Genomic DNA, 18,084 nt, shown 5'->3' with positions numbered 1-18,084 from the left:
TTAACTACCTAATTTTAAAGTAGATAAAACTCATAAAGTTCATTAATTGATAATTGATATGGATTATTTCATAACCGAGATATGGATTATGATGATCTGCAGGTATAAAAAACCCTGCCATACGGCAGGGTCATAAAAGTGAATTGAATAACTTAACGCGCCAGCCAGCCGCCATCTACAGCGATGGTATAACCATTCACATAGTCTGAAGCACTGGAGGCAAGGAACACCACTGGCCCCATCAGATCGCTCGGCAATCCCCAACGCCCTGCCGGGATGCGGTCAAGAATTTCCGCACTACGCTGTTCATCAGCCCGCAGTTGTTGGGTATTGTTGGTCGCCATATAGCCCGGAGCAATCGCATTAACGTTGATGTTATGTTTTGCCCATTCGTTCGCCATCAGACGGGTCACGCCCATCACGCCGCTTTTTGATGCGGTATACGAAGGTACGCGGATCCCGCCCTGGAATGAGAGCATGGACGCGATATTGATAATCTTGCCGCCGTTGCCCTGTGCGATGAAGTGTTTCGCCGCCGCCTGGGACATGAAGAATACACTTTTGATGTTCAGGTTCATCACATCGTCCCAGTCTTTTTCACTGAAATCGAGTGCATCTTCACGGCGAATCAATCCGGCGTTATTCACCAGGATATCAATATGGCCGAACTCTGCTACCGCACGATCCAGCAGTGCAGGAATGCCATCAATCTGACGTAGATCGGCGTTCAGGCTTAAAAAGCGACGCCCCAGCGCCGTGACCTGTTCAATGGTTTCTGTCGGTTCAACGATATTAATGCCGACGATATCACAGCCCGCTTGCGCCAGTCCCAGCGCCATCCCCTGCCCCAGTCCAGTGTCACAACCAGTGACTACCGCGACTTTACCATCAAGAGAAAATTCTTTTAAAATCATGATAATACCTTATTCATTTTGCCCGCAACTAGCGCAGGTCTTTAACGGCAACGTGGTCCATATCATCGAAGACCTGGTTTTCACCGACCATGCCCCAGATAAAGGTATAAGCTTTGGTCCCTACGCCGGAGTGGATAGACCAACTCGGGGAAATGACGGCCTGCTCGTTATGCATCACAATGTGACGCGTTTCTTGCGGTTGCCCCATCATGTGGAAAACGCAGGCGTCATCATCCATGTTGAAATAGAAGTAAACTTCCATCCGACGCTCGTGGGTGTGGCATGGCATGGTATTCCACAGGTTTCCCGGAGCCAGCTCCGTTAGCCCCATGCTCAACTGGCAGGTTTCCAGCACATCTGGCACAAAATATTTGTTAATTGTGCGACGATTACTGGTGATGTTATCGCCCAGCGTAACCGGAGCGACTTCAGCCGGGGTCACTTTTTTAGTGGGATACGTCGTATGAGCAGGTGCGCAGTTGTAATAAAACTTCGCCGGAGTGGCACTATCAATGCTGGCAAAGACCACTTCTTTTGCACCTTTGCCAACATAGAGAGCGTCGCGGTGATCGATTTCGTAGCATTGACCATCGACGGTAATCGTACCAGCGCCGCCAATATTAATAACGCCCAGCTCGCGACGCTCCAGGAAGTAGCTCACGCCCAGTTGTTTTCCAACTTCCCCGCCAACAGAAACCGTTTTTGCTACCGGCATAATGCCGCCAACAATAATGCGGTCAATGTGGCTGTAAACCATCGTGTACTCATCCGCGACGAATACCTTTTCAACCAAAAATTCATTGCGCAGCCCCTGTGTATCCAGCGTTTTTGCATGCGCACTGTGGATGCTCTGTCTTACGTCCACATCAACCTCCGATAATCATTGAACTGTAAAATTACAACGATTGTGAAACATCGTTTCGTTTTATTCTTTAAAGGATGATATGCCTGCACAGTGCGCTTTTCAATCAAAAATAAAACATTGTTTCATTTTTCGATAAGGGATTGAGAAAAGTGTCGCGTCGATCACGAATAAGTCAGGTGAAGGAAAAACTCAGAGTCTATGGGGTATGTGCGCAGACGTGCCAACCATCATCATGAAATGGCTTGATGGCGGCAGATGTTTAACGAATAGAAAGGAATTTAGATCGGGTCGTCACGTTCAATAGTTAACGCCACGCCCTGACCACCGCCAATACAAAGTGTAGCCAGCCCTTTACGCGCGTTGCGTTTTACCATTTCATGGACCAAAGAAACCAGAATACGGCAACCGGATGCGCCAATCGGGTGACCCAACGCAATTGCGCCACCGTTAACATTGACCCGACGTTCATCCCATTCGAGCATTTTGCCAACGGAAAGCGCCTGCGCGGCAAACGCTTCATTAGCCTCAATAAGATCGACATCAGAAAGCTGCCAGCCCACACGCTCGAGGCAACGGCGAGTCGCATATACCGGAGCAATCCCCATCAGCGCAGGATCAACACCAACACTGGCAAAGGCGCGAATACGTGCCAGCACGGGTAAATTCAATGCTCGCGCTTTGGCTTCGCTCATCATCATTACTGCAGCAGCACCATCATTAATAGATGAAGCATTACCCGCAGTAACAGAACCGTGGCTATCAAATGATGGGTTTAAGCTCGCCAGCCCTTCTGCACTGGCATCGGTACGCGGCTGTTCATCGGTATCAACAATCAGCAGCTGCCCATTGTTTTGCGTTCTCACCGGGACAATCTCATCGTTGAATCGTCCAGCGTCAATGGCCGCCCGCGCTTTTTGTTGTGAACTAAGTGCATAGGCATCTTGTAATTGACGGCTGATACCATATTCACGCGCCAGATTTTCGGCAGTGACACCAATATGGTAATCATTGAATGCATCCCATAAGCCATCATGCACCAAACTATCAACCAGTTGGCTATCGCCAAGCTGTGCTCCGGTACGGCTATCAGTCAGGACATGTGGTGCGCGACTCATGTTTTCCTGACCACCGGCGATGACAATATCAGCCTCGCCACACTGGATCGCTTGTGTGGCAAGATGCAGTGCTTTTAACCCGGAACCACAAACATCATTAATCGTAATTGCCGAAACACTGTTGGGTAGACCACCTTTAATGGCCGATTGCCGTGCTGGATTCTGCCCAGCCCCTGCGGTCAGAACCTGCCCCAGAATCACTTCATCCACCGCATGTGCAGGAACGCCAGTGCGTTCTAATAACGCTTTCACGACCAGGCTACCAAGTTCTACGGCAGAATGGCCAGCCAACGCTCCACGAAAGCAGCCGATAGGTGTTCGTAACGCACCGACAATCACAACGTCTTTCATCACAACCTCGCACAGATTAACAGCGCAATAGTAAATGATTGTTAATAAAAATTATTTTAAATGTTTAAAAATAGTGATTTTTATCACAAAGGAAATTCACCGGAATGAGGGATGGATACCCAACTGGCACGCAAGGTTTGCATCTACTAACCCATGAATCCATGAGCTGATATAGCGTTAATCTCCCATGTTTGACCTGGTTTATGGTAAATTGCCCTCCATTTTTCTTAATTTGTAGATGATACGTTCAAATAATGTCTAAAATTTGGTCAAAAGAAGAAACTCTCTGGAGCTTCGCACTTTACGGCACAGCCGTTGGCGCAGGCACGCTCTTTCTCCCTATTCAGCTAGGTTCAGCGGGAGCGGTAGTCCTGTTTATTACAGCACTGGTCGCATGGCCTTTAACATATTGGCCACATAAGGCCCTGTGCCAGTTCATCCTTTCTTCAAAAACATCCGCAGGCGAAGGGATTACTGGCGCAGTAACTCATTACTATGGCAAGAAGATCGGCAATCTGATTACCACTCTTTACTTCATTGCTTTTTTTGTCGTCGTGTTGATATATGCAGTGGCGATCACCAATTCGCTGACAGAACAACTGGCAAAGCATATGGTCATCGACCTGCGCATTCGTATGCTGGTGAGTCTGGGTGTTGTGTTAATTCTGAATCTCATCTTTCTGATGGGGCGCCATGCCACAATTCGGGTAATGGGATTTTTGGTGTTTCCACTAATTGCCTATTTCTTATTTCTTTCTTTCTACCTCGTCGGTAGCTGGCAACCCGCTCTATTAACTACCCAGGTAGAGTTCAATCAGAATACCCTTCACCAGATATGGATATCGATTCCCGTGATGGTTTTCGCCTTTAGCCATACGCCCATTATTTCTACGTTTGCTATTGATAGACGTGAAAAATATGGCGAACACGCTATGGATAAATGCAAAAAAATTATGAAAATCGCTTATCTCATCATTTGTGTGAGCGTGCTTTTCTTCGTCTTTAGCTGCCTGTTATCAATACCACCATCTTATATTGAAACAGCTAAAGAAGAGGGTGTTACCATTTTATCGGCACTTTCTATGCTGCCAAATGCCCCTGCATGGTTGTCGATTTCGGGAATAATTGTCGCGGTTGTAGCAATGTCTAAATCATTTTTAGGTACCTACTTTGGTGTTATTGAAGGTGCAACGGAATTAGTCAAAACAACGCTACAGCAGGCAGGGGTTAAAAAAAGCCGTGCATTTAACCGCGCGCTATCAATTATGTTAGTATCACTGATTACTTTCATCGTTTGCTGCATAAACCCTAATGCGATTTCGATGATTTATGCGATCAGTGGTCCACTTATTGCCATGATTCTTTTTATCATGCCAACGCTGTCAACATATCTCATCCCGGCACTTAAGCCCTGGCGCTCCATCGGAAATCTAATTACGTTGATCGTCGGTATCCTGTGCGTATCGGTAATGTTCTTTAGCTAATCACTGATGTGAATGGTTCAAAATAACCACTATTTTGAACCATTCCAATTCTTACAATGCGCATCTTGCATTGTTCACCCTCCCCAAATGCTCCATAACTTAAACGAACATTATCAAGCTGTTATCCTAAATAAAAATCTGAACATCTTAATTAAGACTATTTAAGATGCATCACTTAGATTTACAAGATATCTTCTGGTCATTCGAAAACAATTCGCAGTATAGATATTCTTAATACATTAGGCACTTGTCTGATTTGCAATAAGGTCAACATGATTAACTGAGTGAAATCCAATCACATTTAAAGCTTAATGATGCACGCTTAAATATGTCATTAAGAATAATATCAAATACGGATTAAACACAATTTTTCACAAAAAGCTTACTAAATCAGAGTGTATTGACATCATCAATAACCAATGAAATTATGCAATTATCTATGAATAGGGAGGTTATTAACATGAGGCTTTGTAGTCGCTATAAAAGTCTTACATGCAATAGTTGCTCAATGCATTGCCAAATAATGCCAGAAAAATCACCACGTTTGCAGTATTGTGCAAATGCATGTTTTTGTATGTGGCCCGAAGAGAGTTCGTATTTTAATCGTGGCGTGGTTGAAGGTATATTAAGTAAAAACCACAATGCGCGATTAAGCGGATATATTTTTGTAGATTTTTCAGTAAGCTTTTTACGCCTTTTTTTAGAGAGTGACTGGATCGACTATCTTACGAGTACTGAGATGGGAATAGTGTTAGTAAGCGATCGAAATATGCAATCTCTTGCTAATTACTGGAGGAAACACAACTCCTCGATATCAGCCATTATATATAATGATGATGGACTGGATATTGCCAACGAAAAGATCAGGCAACTATTCATTGGTCGTTATTTGTCATTTACCAGAGGCAATACGTTAACTCAAATGGAGTTCACCATTATGGGACATATGGTTTCTGGTTATAATCCATATCAGATTGCAGAGGTTCTTGATATGGATATCCGTAGCATCTACGCCTACAAGCAAAGAATTGAAAAAAGGATGGGTGGTAAAATAAACGAATTATTTATCCGTTCACACTCCGTTCAGCACTGAAACGTAACTGTCAATAATAATAAGCATTGTATATACGGGCACTTATAAAGATGCCCGTATTTTATCACATGAACTTTTAATTCGGTTTATTTGAGCGCTTATTTAATTATGTCACCTTACGCACCACCGCAAAAATGAAAAGATATTGCGAGAAGAAGGCATAAAGACAACGGTTAAGAGTGTTAAATTTGTTAATTCACATGGAATTTTAAGTTGCACTGATATGCTATAATTATAGTTTGCATGATAAATATAAAATTAATATATATTTATTCCATGAATACTAATATACTTATCAAACTATATTATTTCAATTTACTTAATTTTATGTTTCATTGACGTATGTACTGGATTATTAACGATAATATTGAGTTCTGGCCAGAGCACAGAAAATTAATTTCGGTACATGACGCCGAGCTTAACGCCGTTCTGACAACGCCAGCAAGCAGGTGCTTATCGCTGCTACTTGAAGCCTTTCCTGATGTGGTTGCACAACAGGATTTTTTCTCCAGAGTCTGGGAAGAAGAAGGCATGCGAGTACCGGTCAACACGTTATATCAAAATATATCGATTATCAGACGCGGGTTTCGCACGGTTGGTGAAACCAACCATTCGCTTATTGCAACCGTACCGAGAAAAGGTTTTAAGCTCAGTAATGATGTAAACATAGAAAACCATGTAATAATCCCTTCTGCAGATGCACAAAAGACCATATCTCCCCAATGCTTGAACGTTAAAGATGAGTTTAAAGAGACAAGTGGTCATCCAGATAATTATCTCAGAAATATAGTCAGGCTATCTAAAAATTATTTACCCATGCTAAGTGCATTTTCCGTAGGTTTGCTTACCGCATTTTTTCTCTGGCACAATAGTCAGCCCAAATCATTCTTTAAAGATTACAAAACTGTTGCACAAATAAATGGTTGTCATTTCAATGTTACAGAAGATAGCATTGATGGGTTGAAAGATCTCGATCAATATAAGAACCGTATATTAGGATCTGGAATTGATTGTAAAAAGTACCCCTGGCTATATTTCCCTCTCGATAAATCATCTCCCGGATTGATTGTTATGGCATGCAAAAAAAACCATAGTAATAACACAGTTGCAGACTGTTTAACTCTATCGTATCGCGGAGTTAACCATGATTCGTTATAAAAAAACGCTGTTTATTATTTTATGCTTTCTCAGTGGCTTCATTTTTTTTTATTGCCTATCATTATTCCAAAGAACAAATAGTATACAATGAGAAATGCACGGCCAATTGGATTATATTTAATGACCAGGGAAGGGCTAATCTCACTATTGACTTTATGTATAATAAAAATAAAAAGACAGGAACTGTTGCGCTTAGCGGCACCTGGAAACAAAACACGAACACTTATAAATCATTTCGCCGAGATATTGAATATACGTGGATCGAAAATTATGACACTTTGCATCTTACCTCTACCAAAATAAATAAATTTGATATTATCGATCAAATTTCAGATGATAATCTGGCACAACTCCTGCCTGATTTTTATATATTCCCGGGAAAAATGATAAGCTATAATGTTCAAAAACAGAACAATCATGATTTTCTTTTAAGCATTGGCAATAGAGCAATTATGTATTGCGCAAGGTAACAAAACAACTTGATGCTGCATCTGTAATTAAAAGTCAAAACAACAAATATAACATTTCAGGCATTGGAATATAATCTTTATATATTCTTTTAGCCATCTTCATCTCTGACGGTTCATGCGGCAATCCCCTCCCCCATTCAAATTACATCCGTCATTAAAAAATCCTTCCGCACTCCACTATGACAATAATGGTGTAAAAATAAACGCTGGTTCGCACAGAGATGTTTAATAGAGCACATAAACATAATAGCTATTAATAAATAAAATTACTCTTGCAATAATTCTTTCACACCAGATTGTCAGTCGACGAATAACTATTCCTCACAGCCTATCATTTTATCTTAAATGAACAATTACATTAAATTAAGAAATGTGATAAGCGGAACTTTATCAATGATTTTCAATAGGTTATATACTTACATGATTAACAAATCATTAATTAAGAATATTTCAGATTACAATCATATCAAGCTAATATAAATTAACTTAAACAATCATGATGAATTTCGTTAAATGAAATATATGAATATCAGTTATATCTGTTACTCATGCAGGATGCCAAAAACCACAAACTTAATAGAGGTGAGCTAATGGATTTAGAAAATAAGTTTTCATATCATTTCCCTGATGGAATCATACTTACAGAGGATGGCATTCTTACAAAAGGGAATGAGGAATTTTACATCCCGCCGAAAGAACTCGGTGTATTATTTGTATTGCTTGAATCGGCGGGAAATGTTGTATCCAAAGATGCGATCATCGAATCTGTATGGAAAAATGTAATTGTAAGTGACGAATCCCTTACACGATGCATCTATTCATTAAGATGTATTTTTGAAAGAATTGGCTACAACCGTTGCATTGAAACCATATATAGAAAAGGTTATCGATTCAGTGGGCAAGTATTCAAGATAAAAGAAAATCAAGATAATGCTCCAGGCAGCACTATTGCTTTATTTCCATTTACAATATCTCACAGTAGTCAGGATCCATTAGCGCTTAATCAGGAACTTGTACAACTAATCTCAAATAAAAAAACCGATGATCTCTATATATATCCAATGGCTGCAACCCAGTATTGCATAGATAATAAATCTCAGACAGCCTTCCTGGCCAGGTTCAAACCCGATTATTTTGTCACAGGAAGAATCAGCAAATATGATGCTTCAAATAGTTTATATATTGAAGTAATCGATGCAAAAAGTTTTTATCTTATTGCCAGTACACATCTTCAGGCAGATGACATACAAAAAATCTCACACTTTATAATTAGCAACTTATATCTGGCAATGAAGAAACCTAAAGTAGAACCAGGTTTTATGTCCCGACACGTACCTTCTGATGAAAATATTTTATCAGCCGAAATGTCTGCCGGGAAAAATGAACTGAATGAATTCACGCCTGAAAGCATTGCCAATGCAATAACTATATTTGAAAGTGTTAAAAATAAATCTAATGCTCAGTCAATAACCAATGAATGCTATTGCCTGTTGGCTGAATGTCATATGTCTATGGCACTTCATGGTCTATACGAACTTAAACATGCAACTCAAAAAGCATTGGCCTTTATAGATAAGGTATCTGATAAAAATATTTTCGATGGGAATATTTTAGGAATTATGGGACTGATAACCGGTCTTTCCGGACAAACGACTGCATCACGCATTTTTTTTGACCATGCACAGACACAAGTATTAGATGTAGCCTCCTTGTATTACTATAAGACACTGGTAAATATATATAACGAAAGAATTGAAGATGCTATCGCTTGTATAGACCAGTCACTGCTACTTGAACCCAAAAGACATAAAGCCGCTATAATAAAAAAATGCATTGATGTATATGTTTCTACAACACACAATGAAAGAAATGCGTTCTCTTATCACGGAACAGAGAAAGAATATCATTTAGTTATTATCAATAACATTCAAAAATTGAAGCAATTGACAAAAGTTAACAGCATTATTGATTTTAATGCTCAATATGAGGTCGCTTGATCTGCAATAAATATCATAAGCAGAATAGTGCTCTATATTTTGAGCTATACACTCTATTTTTATAGGGGATATTGGATTTATCTACATCTGACGTGAACGTATCAACAATAACGGAAGAATTCGATGACTACGGAAAAAACTGAGAAAGAGAAAAAGTAAGAAACTGGAGCGGGCGAAGGGAATCGAACCCTCGTATAGAGCTTGGGAAGCTCTCGTTCTACCATTGAACTACGCCCGCTTCGAGATGCGTAAGGCATTATAAACCTTACGCTCTCCTAAGCAAGTGCCTTGCTACTGACTGCTGATTAATTCGCCATCAGCACTTTGGCTTGCTACCCTGTGGCGGCAAGTAGCGCAAAGGATCTATTGCCGTAGCACGGTAGCGAATCTGGAAATGTAGCCGCACGGATTCCGCATCAGTACTTCCCATAGTTGCTATCTTTTGCCCAGCCTTAACACTTTGCCCATTGTTCACCAACATCGTGTCGTTATGGGCATAAGCAGTAATGTAATCTTCACTGTGTTTAATCATTATAAGATTACCGTAACCACGCAGCTGATTACCCACATATACCACTTTCCCGGCACCTGCAGCGTATATTGGCGTCCCGCGTGCCGCCGCAATATCAATCCCTTTATTGCCGCCATCTGCCATTGAGTAAGGCATAATAACCTTTCCGCTCGTTGGCCATAACCAGCAACGTTGCCCAACCGGCGGCCATGAAGATTTCGAAACGGCCGAAGACGGTGTCACTGACGCTGTTTTTGTCGTCGATTTGCCGGTGGTTTTACGCGTGCTGTTACTGCTTTTTTTCGCCCCACCCAGTTTCAGCTTTTGGCCGATTTCTATGGTATAGGGGGGGGAGATGTCGTTGAGTCGGGCTAGCTCTTTTACGCTGGTTCCCGTGGTGCGTGAAATACGATAAAGCGTATCCCCCCGTTTCACGGTGTAAACGGAGCCGGAATACGTTCCTGTATCTGATGATTTGCTACCCGAGCAGCCAGCCAGAAGCAGCCCTACCGATAACAGCATCACGATACCCAGAGTTTTTTTATTCAGGCGTCCTGCGCTCAAAATCTTTCCTCGCTAAAAAACAAGACGCTATATCATAGCAGCCCCCCGTCAGATCCCCAATCCATTGCGTGGGAACAGGCATGTACGAATCAATAACTGTTAAAGAATCAATTAGCACCGTTGGCAAACATCGGAACCATCCTGATTGACCTCTAATACTCATTTATCACAATGATTTTTATCACGCTCATATTGATAAACTGCACTCACTTTCTTTGCTGATAAAAATGCATCATCCGTAGCGTTTTTTTTAACGACATCACACTTCCCCCCTCCCCTCGTGTTTATAGTCGTTTCTGGCGTAATTCTTGCCTGCAAAGACTTAATCATTGCCATAAGAACCAAATGTTCAAATCAAGGGGATTTCTATGGAAGCGCGGGAAGCAACCGCTACAGGTGAATCATGCATGCGCGTCGATGCCATTGCGAAGGTCACCGGGCGGGCACGATATACTGACGATTATGTTATGGCGGGCATGTGTTACGCGAAATATGTACGTAGCCCAATAGCACATGGTTATGCGGTGAGCATTAACGATGAACAAGCCAGAAGTTTACCAGGCGTACTGGCCGTATTTACCTGGGAAGATGTCCCTGATATTTCCTTTGCCACGGCGGGCCATGCCTGGACTCTGGATGAAAATAAACGCGATACTGCCGATCGCACTCTGTTAACACGCCACGTCCGCCATCATGGAGATGCGGTTGCTATTGTCGTTGCCCGTGATGAACTCACAGCGGAAAAAGCAGCGCAACTTGTTCACATCGAATGGCAGGAATTACCCGTCATTACCACGCCAGAAGCGGCACTGGCAGAAGACGCTGCGCCAATCCATAGCGGCGGCAATTTACTGAAACAAAGCACGATGTCGACAGGGAATGTCCAGCAAGCAATCGACGCCGCCGATTATCAGGTGCAGGGGCATTATCAGACGCCGGTCATTCAACATTGTCATATGGAAAGCGTGACCTCATTGGCGTGGATGGAAGACGATTCACGAATTACCATCGTTTCCAGCACCCAAATCCCGCATATTGTCCGCCGCGTTGTCGGTCAGGCGCTGGATATTCCCTGGTCGTGCGTGCGGGTTATCAAGCCCTTTGTCGGCGGTGGTTTTGGTAATAAACAAGATGTACTGGAAGAGCCGATGGCGGCATTTCTGACCAGTAAACTCGGCGGCATTCCGGTGAAAGTTTCCCTAAGCCGCGAAGAGTGTTTTCTGGCGACCCGCACTCGCCACGCTTTTACCATTGACGGACAAATGGGCGTCAACCGCGATGGTACGCTGAAAGGCTATAGCCTGGATGTTCTGTCTAACACCGGCGCTTATGCTTCACACGGTCATTCCATCGCTTCTGCAGGCGGCAATAAAGTTGCTTATCTCTACCCGCGCTGTGCCTATTCTTATAGCTCAAAGACTTGCTATACCAATCTACCCTCAGCGGGTGCGATGCGTGGCTATGGCGCACCGCAGGTGGTTTTTGCTGTTGAATCTATGCTGGATGACGCTGCTGAAGCGCTGGGCATTGACCCGGTTGAAATTCGTTTACGCAATGCCGCCCGCGAAGGCGATACAAATCCACTCACAGGCAAACGCATCTACAGTGCCGGATTGCCAGAGTGTCTGGAAAAAGGGCGGGAAATCTTTGAATGGGAAAAACGCCGTGCAGAGTGCCAGAACCCGCAGGGCAATCTGCGCCGCGGCATTGGCGTCGCCTGTTTTAGCTACACCTCTAACACCTGGCCTGTCGGTGTAGAAATCGCTGGCGCGCGCCTGTTGATGAATCAGGATGGAACCATCAACGTGCAAAGCGGCGCGACGGAAATCGGTCAGGGTGCCGACACGGTGTTCTCGCAAATGGTAGCTGAAAGCGTGGGCGTTCCGGTCAGTGATGTACGCGTAATTTCGACGCAAGATACCGATATTACGCCATTCGATCCAGGCGCATTTGCCTCACGTCAGAGCTATGTTGCCGCGCCTGCGCTGCGCAGTGCGGCACTGTTATTAAAAGAGAAAATCATCGCTCACGCCGCAGTAATGCTGCATCTGTCGGCGATGAATCTAACCCTGATAAAAGGCCATATCGTACTGGTTGAAAGACCGGAAGAGGCGTTACTGTCGTTAAAAGATCTGGCAATGGATGCGTTTTATCATCCTGAACGTGGCGGGCAACTTTCTGCAGAAAGCTCAATCAAAACCACCACGAACCCACCGGCGTTTGGCTGTACCTTTGTTGATCTGACAGTCGATATCGCGCTGTGTAAGGTCACCATCAACCGCATCCTCAACGTTCATGATTCGGGCCATATTCTTAATCCGCTGCTGGCTGAAGGTCAGGTTCACGGCGGGATGGGGATGGGCATCGGCTGGGCGCTTTTTGAAGAGATGATCATCGACGCGAAAAGTGGCGTGGTGCGTAACCCAAATTTACTGGATTACAAAATGCCGACCATGCCGGATCTGCCACAACTGGAAAGTGCGTTTGTCGAAATTAATGAACCACAATCTGCATATGGACATAAGTCACTGGGTGAGCCGCCAATTATTCCTGTTGCCGCTGCAATTCGTAATGCGGTGAAGATGGCTACCGGTGTCGCAATCAATACGCTGCCGCTGACACCAAAACGGTTATATGAAGAGTTCCATCTGGCAGGATTGATTTGAGGATAACATCATGTTTGATTTTGCTTCTTACCATCGCGCAACGACCGTTGCCGATGCAACCAACCTGCTGACTCAAAATCCGCAGGCCAAACTGCTCGCCGGTGGCACTGACGTACTGATTCAACTCCACCATCACAATGATCGCTATCGCCATATTGTTGATATCCACAATCTGGCGGAGCTTCAGGGAATTACGCTGGCGGAAGATGGTGCACTACGCATCGGCTCTGCGACGACCTTTACTCAGTTAATAGAAAATCAGTTAACGCAACATCATCTCCCGGCATTATGCGCTGCGGCTTCGTCTATTGCCGGCCCGCAAATCCGTAACGTCGCGACCTACGGCGGAAATATTTGCAACGGCGCCACCAGCGCTGATTCAGCAACGCCAACACTGATTTATGATGCGAAGCTGGAAATTCATTCACCGCGAGGGGTCCGTTTCGTCTCGATTAATGGTTTTCATACCGGACCAGGTAAGGTTTCCCTTGAGCATGATGAAATTCTGGTCGCGTTTCATTTTCCTCCGCAGCCAAAAGAACACGCAGGTAGCGCACATTATAAATATGCCATGCGCGATGCGATGGATATTTCAACAATCGGGTGTGCCGCTCACTGTCGATTGAACAACGGCTACTTCAGCGAGTTGCGTCTGGCATTTGGTGTTGCCGCACCAACGCCGATTCGCTGCCAACATGCCGAACAGGCTGCACAAAATGCGCCATTAAACCAGCAAACACTGGAGGCCATCTGCGAATCTGTCCTACAGGATGTCGCACCGCGTTCTTCATGGCGAGCAAGTAAAGAGTTCCGTCTGCATCTCATTCAGACGATGACCAAAAAAGTGATTAGCGAAGCCGTCGCTGCGGCGGGGGGAAAATTGCAATGAATCACAGCGAAAGTATTACTATTGAATGCATCATTAACGATATGCCTTTTCAGCTTCACGCCGCGCCAGGCATGCCGCTTTCGGAACTGCTCCGCGAACAAGGGCTGCTTAGTGTCAAACAAGGATGCTGCGTTGGTGAATGCGGTGCCTGTACGGTGTTGGTTGACGGAACCGCGATAGACAGCTGCTTATACCTGGCCGCATGGGCTGAAGGAAAACAGATCCGCACGCTGGAAGGCGAAGCGAAAGGCGGCAAACTTTCTCATGTACAACAGGCTTATGCGAAATCTGGCGCTGTACAGTGTGGTTTTTGTACGCCGGGGCTTATTATGGCCACTACGGCAATGCTGGCAAAACCTCGAGAGAAACCGTTAACCATTACGGAAATTCGCCGTGGCTTGGCCGGGAATCTGTGTCGCTGTACCGGATATCAAATGATTGTGAATACTGTTCTGGACTGTGAAGAAACGAAGTAAAACGCAATCCGGCCTGAATTCAGGCCGGATTTTTTGATGACTATGCGCTTAACAATTCATATTTCTTAATTTTACGATAAAGCGTGGCGATGCCAATTCCCAACTCATCAGCGACTTGCTTCTTACTGTTATGCCGTGAGAGCGCTTCGCGAATCATCTGCTTTTCCATCTCCTCCAGCGCTGTGCCGCCAGCATCATCAAGAGCCAAATGTGCCTCGCTGGCTTCTGGCATCTCACTTTGCTCCGTCGTACCGTTATTAACCAGATTTGGTGGTAGTAGCGTACTGTCGATGACTTCGCCCGAAGGAACGACGTTGACCAGATACTCCATCAAATTACTTAACTCTCGCAGGTTCCCTGGCCAACGATGCTTACGCAGTAACTCAACAACATCGGGAGCAATACCCGGGTAAACCGATCCCAGGCGACGGGTATGGAGATGTAAAAAGTAATGCACCAGCAGTTCAATATCTTCCTGACGCTCACGTAGCGGTGGCAGAGTGATAGGAATAACGTTAAGTCGGTAGAAAAGATCTTCGCGGAATTTACCTTCGGCTATGAACTGAGCCAGATTCTGGTTTGTTGCAGAAATGATGCGGATGTCGACCTGTATTGGGCTACTGGCGCCAATAGGCAGGATCTCACGCGCTTCAATCGCCCGCAGCAGTTTTGCCTGAAGCATTAAAGGCATATCGCCAATTTCATCAAGAAACAGCGTTCCCGTGTTTGCTGCCTGAATCAGCCCTGTTTTACCGTTGGCAGAAGCGCCAGTAAATGCGCCTTTAACATAACCGAACAGCTCACTCTCCAGAAGCTGCTCCGGAATCGCCGCGCAGTTGATAGCGATAAAGGGTTTGTTCCGTCGCCCACTCAACTTATGAATAGCACGGGCCACCACTTCTTTTCCGGTCCCGCTTTCACCAACGACCATGACGCTGGAGGGGCTAGGTGCGATGCGGCTAATCAGCCGTTTTAATTGCCGCATAACACGGCACTCGCCAACCAATTGTTCAATATGCGGTTCATCAGATGCATTTGCCACGGAAAAACTGGTATGGGATTGGTGAAACGCCATTAAAAATAGCTGTCGTCCCTGAATGTTATGCAACTGACCAATTATCAATTCACTTTTATCATCCCACGAGACAATATGTTGCATATGTCCATGAGTAAAATTACTCTCAAATGTTAATGGCCTGAAACGGATAAGTTTCCCAACCATATTATTTTGCACAACGCCAAGTGTTTTTAATGCAGTCTGATTAACGAACTGAACACGATTTTCCTCATCAATAACTAATACACCTTGATCCATATTATCGATCATGGTAGCAAATATTTTACTGATGTTATCTCCCGGCCCCTGATCTTCCAGGAGTTTCGAGACAAAAATAGTCGATATATGGCGAACGTAATCTGAAAATTCGCGTAAATTATCACTGATATGTTCTTGTTGCTCATGAGTAACAGCAATCAAACTTATCACTCCGACACAACGATCCTGCAGAATAACGGGCGTCCCCAGGAACGCCTTCTCACGACAACTCTCTTTACTGTCGCAGCCTTCACAAAGGGGATCGAAGCGAGAATGTGTCACGACCTTTTCGGTTTTCGTTTCGAGGACATAGCGGAGCAAGCGTGAGTTGCCACTCAACTGGCGACCAAGAAATTTCCCGTATGCGCCGGTTCCAGCGACGCGACACAAGTTTTCATCAACGATCTCAACCTCAAGCTGCAAAACGCTGGCTAGCATTCTGGCAAAACGCTGAATTGTTGGTTGAATTTGCATCAAAACTGACTGCGTATTAGCAAGCTCCATAGCTTTACCTTCCAGAATCACTTAAAAGTCGATCATTGAAGACGTTGATGGTTCACAGATCATAACGATATTAACTCAGGCAAAAATCGCTTTGCTAAAAACATAAGATTTTTATCACTTTCTAATGAAATTATGGAAGTGATATCACATTTCTATATCAATATGAGAATTACGGGAGTGAGTTTATCAAACTGACGAGCTTTCACCTGTCCCTTTATCTTATTTCTGATACTTAGCAGCAAATAAATAACTGCGTTAAAAAAGCCAAACGTTTCCGTATATTTTTAACTTCCGTAGTGTGGCGATAATTTGTGATCAATCCCACATATCCCCTGTCAGATTAGCGTTTCGTGACCGCGTAGATAATTCTGGCATGTTTATTGTTAGTCCCTGGTATAGCTGTGAAAACACCAATCACTTTGGCAAGTCACAGTGAAATAAACCACTTTGCCTGTCATTCCACTACCGGGACTTTATGATGAAAACTGTTAATGAGCTGATTAAGGATATCAATTCGCTGACCTCTCACCTGCACGAGAAAGATTTTTTGTTAACGTGGGAACAGACGCCAGATGAACTGAAACAAGTACTGGACGTTGCCGCAGCATTAAAAGCACTGCGTGCTGAAAACATCTCTACCAAAGTCTTTAATAGTGGATTAGGTATTTCCGTATTCCGCGACAACTCCACTCGTACCCGCTTCTCTTATGCTTCTGCGCTTAACCTGCTCGGCCTTGCACAGCAGGATCTTGATGAAGGTAAATCACAGATTGCGCACGGCGAAACTGTCCGTGAAACCGCTAATATGATCTCCTTCTGCGCTGACGCTATCGGTATTCGTGACGATATGTATCTGGGCGCGGGTAACGCCTATATGCGTGAAGTTGGCGCGGCACTCGACGATGGCTACAAGCAAGGCGTACTGCCGCAGCGCCCGGCTTTAGTTAACCTGCAATGCGATATTGACCATCCGACTCAATCAATGGCTGACCTGGCATGGTTACGTGAACACTTTGGTTCGCTGGAAAACCTGAAAGGTAAAAAAATCGCCATGACCTGGGCCTACTCCCCAAGCTACGGTAAACCGCTGTCTGTACCACAAGGCATCATCGGTCTGATGACCCGCTTCGGTATGGATGTCACCCTTGCCCATCCAGAAGGTTACGACCTGATCCCAGATGTCGTTGAAGTCGCTAAAAACAATGCTAAAGCCTCCGGCGGCAGCTTCCGTCAGGTAACAAGCATGGAAGAAGCATTCAAAGACGCTGACATCGTTTATCCGAAGTCCTGGGCACCTTACAAAGTGATGGAAGAGCGTACTGAACTGCTGCGCGCTAACGATCACGAAGGACTGAAAGCGCTGGAAAAACAGTGTCTGGCACAGAACGCACAGCACAAAGACTGGCATTGTACTGAAGAGATGATGGAGCTGACCCGTGATGGCGAAGCTCTGTATATGCACTGCCTGCCAGCCGATATCAGCGGCGTATCCTGCAAAGAAGGTGAAGTCACTGAAGGCGTATTCGAAAAATACCGTATCGCGACCTACAAAGAAGCCAGCTGGAAGCCATACATCATCGCAGCGATGATCCTGTCCCGTAAATATTCCAAACCAGGCGCACTGCTCGAACAACTGCTTAAAGAAGCGCAAGAACGCGTGAAATAACCCCCTCGGGCCGATCGACAGGTCGGCTCTCTATTTCCAGAGGCCA

At 44.5% G+C, this 18,084-nt stretch carries 13 protein-coding genes, 1 tRNA gene and 1 pseudogene; 9 read left to right on the top strand and 6 right to left on the bottom strand.

Features of this window, described 5'->3' with window-relative positions:
- Positions 1 to 152 precede the first annotated feature (152 nt).
- From kduD to AACU94_RS01880, 3 genes are all read right to left on the bottom strand, one after another.
- The gene (gene kduD / locus AACU94_RS01890; RefSeq protein ID WP_130207762.1) at positions 153 to 914 is read right to left on the bottom strand and encodes a 2-dehydro-3-deoxy-D-gluconate 5-dehydrogenase KduD; all 762 of its coding nucleotides are present in this window, start codon (positions 912 to 914) and stop codon (positions 153 to 155) included.
- 28 nt (positions 915 to 942) lie between these two features.
- Entirely contained in the window at positions 943 to 1,779 is an 837-nt protein-coding gene (gene kduI, locus AACU94_RS01885; protein WP_135385569.1) for a 5-dehydro-4-deoxy-D-glucuronate isomerase, read from the bottom strand.
- Between the two features lie 278 nt (positions 1,780 to 2,057).
- Positions 2,058 to 3,245, bottom strand: coding sequence for an acetyl-CoA C-acetyltransferase (locus AACU94_RS01880; protein ID WP_135488831.1), 1,188 nt, complete (start codon positions 3,243 to 3,245; stop codon positions 2,058 to 2,060).
- Between the two features lie 254 nt (positions 3,246 to 3,499).
- Here AACU94_RS01880 and AACU94_RS01875 point away from each other — a divergent pair, with 254 nt between their 5' ends.
- The 5 genes and pseudogenes from AACU94_RS01875 (at position 3,500) to AACU94_RS01855 (ending at position 9,447) form a co-directional block, all read left to right on the top strand.
- On the top strand, positions 3,500 to 4,729 hold the full coding sequence (locus AACU94_RS01875; protein ID WP_135488830.1) for an amino acid permease: 1,230 nt from the start codon (positions 3,500 to 3,502) through the stop codon (positions 4,727 to 4,729).
- Positions 4,730 to 5,189: 460 nt separating this feature from the next.
- Positions 5,190 to 5,822 (top strand): helix-turn-helix transcriptional regulator, encoded by a 633-nt coding sequence (locus AACU94_RS01870; RefSeq protein ID WP_135488829.1) that lies wholly within the window; start codon positions 5,190 to 5,192, stop codon positions 5,820 to 5,822.
- 342 nt (positions 5,823 to 6,164) lie between these two features.
- Positions 6,165 to 6,980 (top strand): winged helix-turn-helix domain-containing protein, encoded by an 816-nt coding sequence (locus AACU94_RS01865; RefSeq protein ID WP_135488828.1) that lies wholly within the window; start codon positions 6,165 to 6,167, stop codon positions 6,978 to 6,980.
- Positions 6,967 to 7,450: pseudogene (locus AACU94_RS01860) on the top strand (hypothetical protein). The gene AACU94_RS01865 and the pseudogene AACU94_RS01860 overlap by 14 nt, the downstream one beginning before the upstream one ends.
- A gap of 590 nt (positions 7,451 to 8,040) precedes the next feature.
- Entirely contained in the window at positions 8,041 to 9,447 is a 1,407-nt protein-coding gene (locus AACU94_RS01855; RefSeq protein WP_135488827.1) for a winged helix-turn-helix domain-containing protein, read from the top strand.
- Between the two features lie 164 nt (positions 9,448 to 9,611).
- On the opposite strand, the gene AACU94_RS01850 is transcribed toward AACU94_RS01855, so the two are convergent.
- Together AACU94_RS01850 and actS are read right to left on the bottom strand one after the other, a co-directional pair.
- A tRNA-Gly gene (locus AACU94_RS01850) sits at positions 9,612 to 9,685 on the bottom strand.
- Positions 9,686 to 9,763: 78 nt separating this feature from the next.
- On the bottom strand, positions 9,764 to 10,522 hold the full coding sequence (gene actS / locus AACU94_RS01845; protein ID WP_135488826.1) for an amidase activator ActS: 759 nt from the start codon (positions 10,520 to 10,522) through the stop codon (positions 9,764 to 9,766).
- 368 nt (positions 10,523 to 10,890) lie between these two features.
- Here actS and xdhA point away from each other — a divergent pair, with 368 nt between their 5' ends.
- The 3 genes from xdhA to xdhC are packed head-to-tail and all read left to right on the top strand — an operon-like array spanning position 10,891 to position 14,553.
- On the top strand, positions 10,891 to 13,188 hold the full coding sequence (xdhA, locus tag AACU94_RS01840; RefSeq protein WP_135488825.1) for a xanthine dehydrogenase molybdenum-binding subunit XdhA: 2,298 nt from the start codon (positions 10,891 to 10,893) through the stop codon (positions 13,186 to 13,188).
- Positions 13,189 to 13,198: 10 nt separating this feature from the next.
- On the top strand, positions 13,199 to 14,077 hold the full coding sequence (xdhB, locus tag AACU94_RS01835; RefSeq protein WP_135488824.1) for a xanthine dehydrogenase FAD-binding subunit XdhB: 879 nt from the start codon (positions 13,199 to 13,201) through the stop codon (positions 14,075 to 14,077).
- Positions 14,074 to 14,553: a xanthine dehydrogenase iron sulfur-binding subunit XdhC gene (xdhC, locus tag AACU94_RS01830; RefSeq protein WP_130207784.1), complete on the top strand. Its 480-nt coding sequence runs from the start codon at positions 14,074 to 14,076 to the stop codon at positions 14,551 to 14,553. The genes xdhB and xdhC overlap by 4 nt, the downstream gene beginning before the upstream one ends.
- A 40-nt stretch (positions 14,554 to 14,593) precedes the next feature.
- Here xdhC and AACU94_RS01825 read toward each other — a convergent pair whose 3' ends face one another.
- A complete protein-coding gene (locus AACU94_RS01825; protein WP_135385564.1) occupies positions 14,594 to 16,372 on the bottom strand; it encodes a sigma-54 interaction domain-containing protein in 1,779 nt (592 codons plus the stop codon).
- 478 nt (positions 16,373 to 16,850) lie between these two features.
- On the opposite strand from AACU94_RS01825, the gene ygeW reads away from it, so the two are divergent.
- Complete coding sequence (ygeW, locus tag AACU94_RS01820) at positions 16,851 to 18,038, top strand: knotted carbamoyltransferase YgeW (RefSeq protein ID WP_001360948.1); 1,188 nt, start codon at positions 16,851 to 16,853, stop codon at positions 18,036 to 18,038.
- Positions 18,039 to 18,084 lie beyond the last annotated feature (46 nt).

It is taken from the genome of Escherichia sp. E4702, from assembly GCF_963883545.1.
Taxonomy (GTDB): Bacteria; Pseudomonadota; Gammaproteobacteria; order Enterobacterales; family Enterobacteriaceae; genus Escherichia.
The sequence above is the reverse complement of the archived record's forward strand: the minus strand, read 5'-3'. Positions and strand labels throughout refer to the sequence as shown.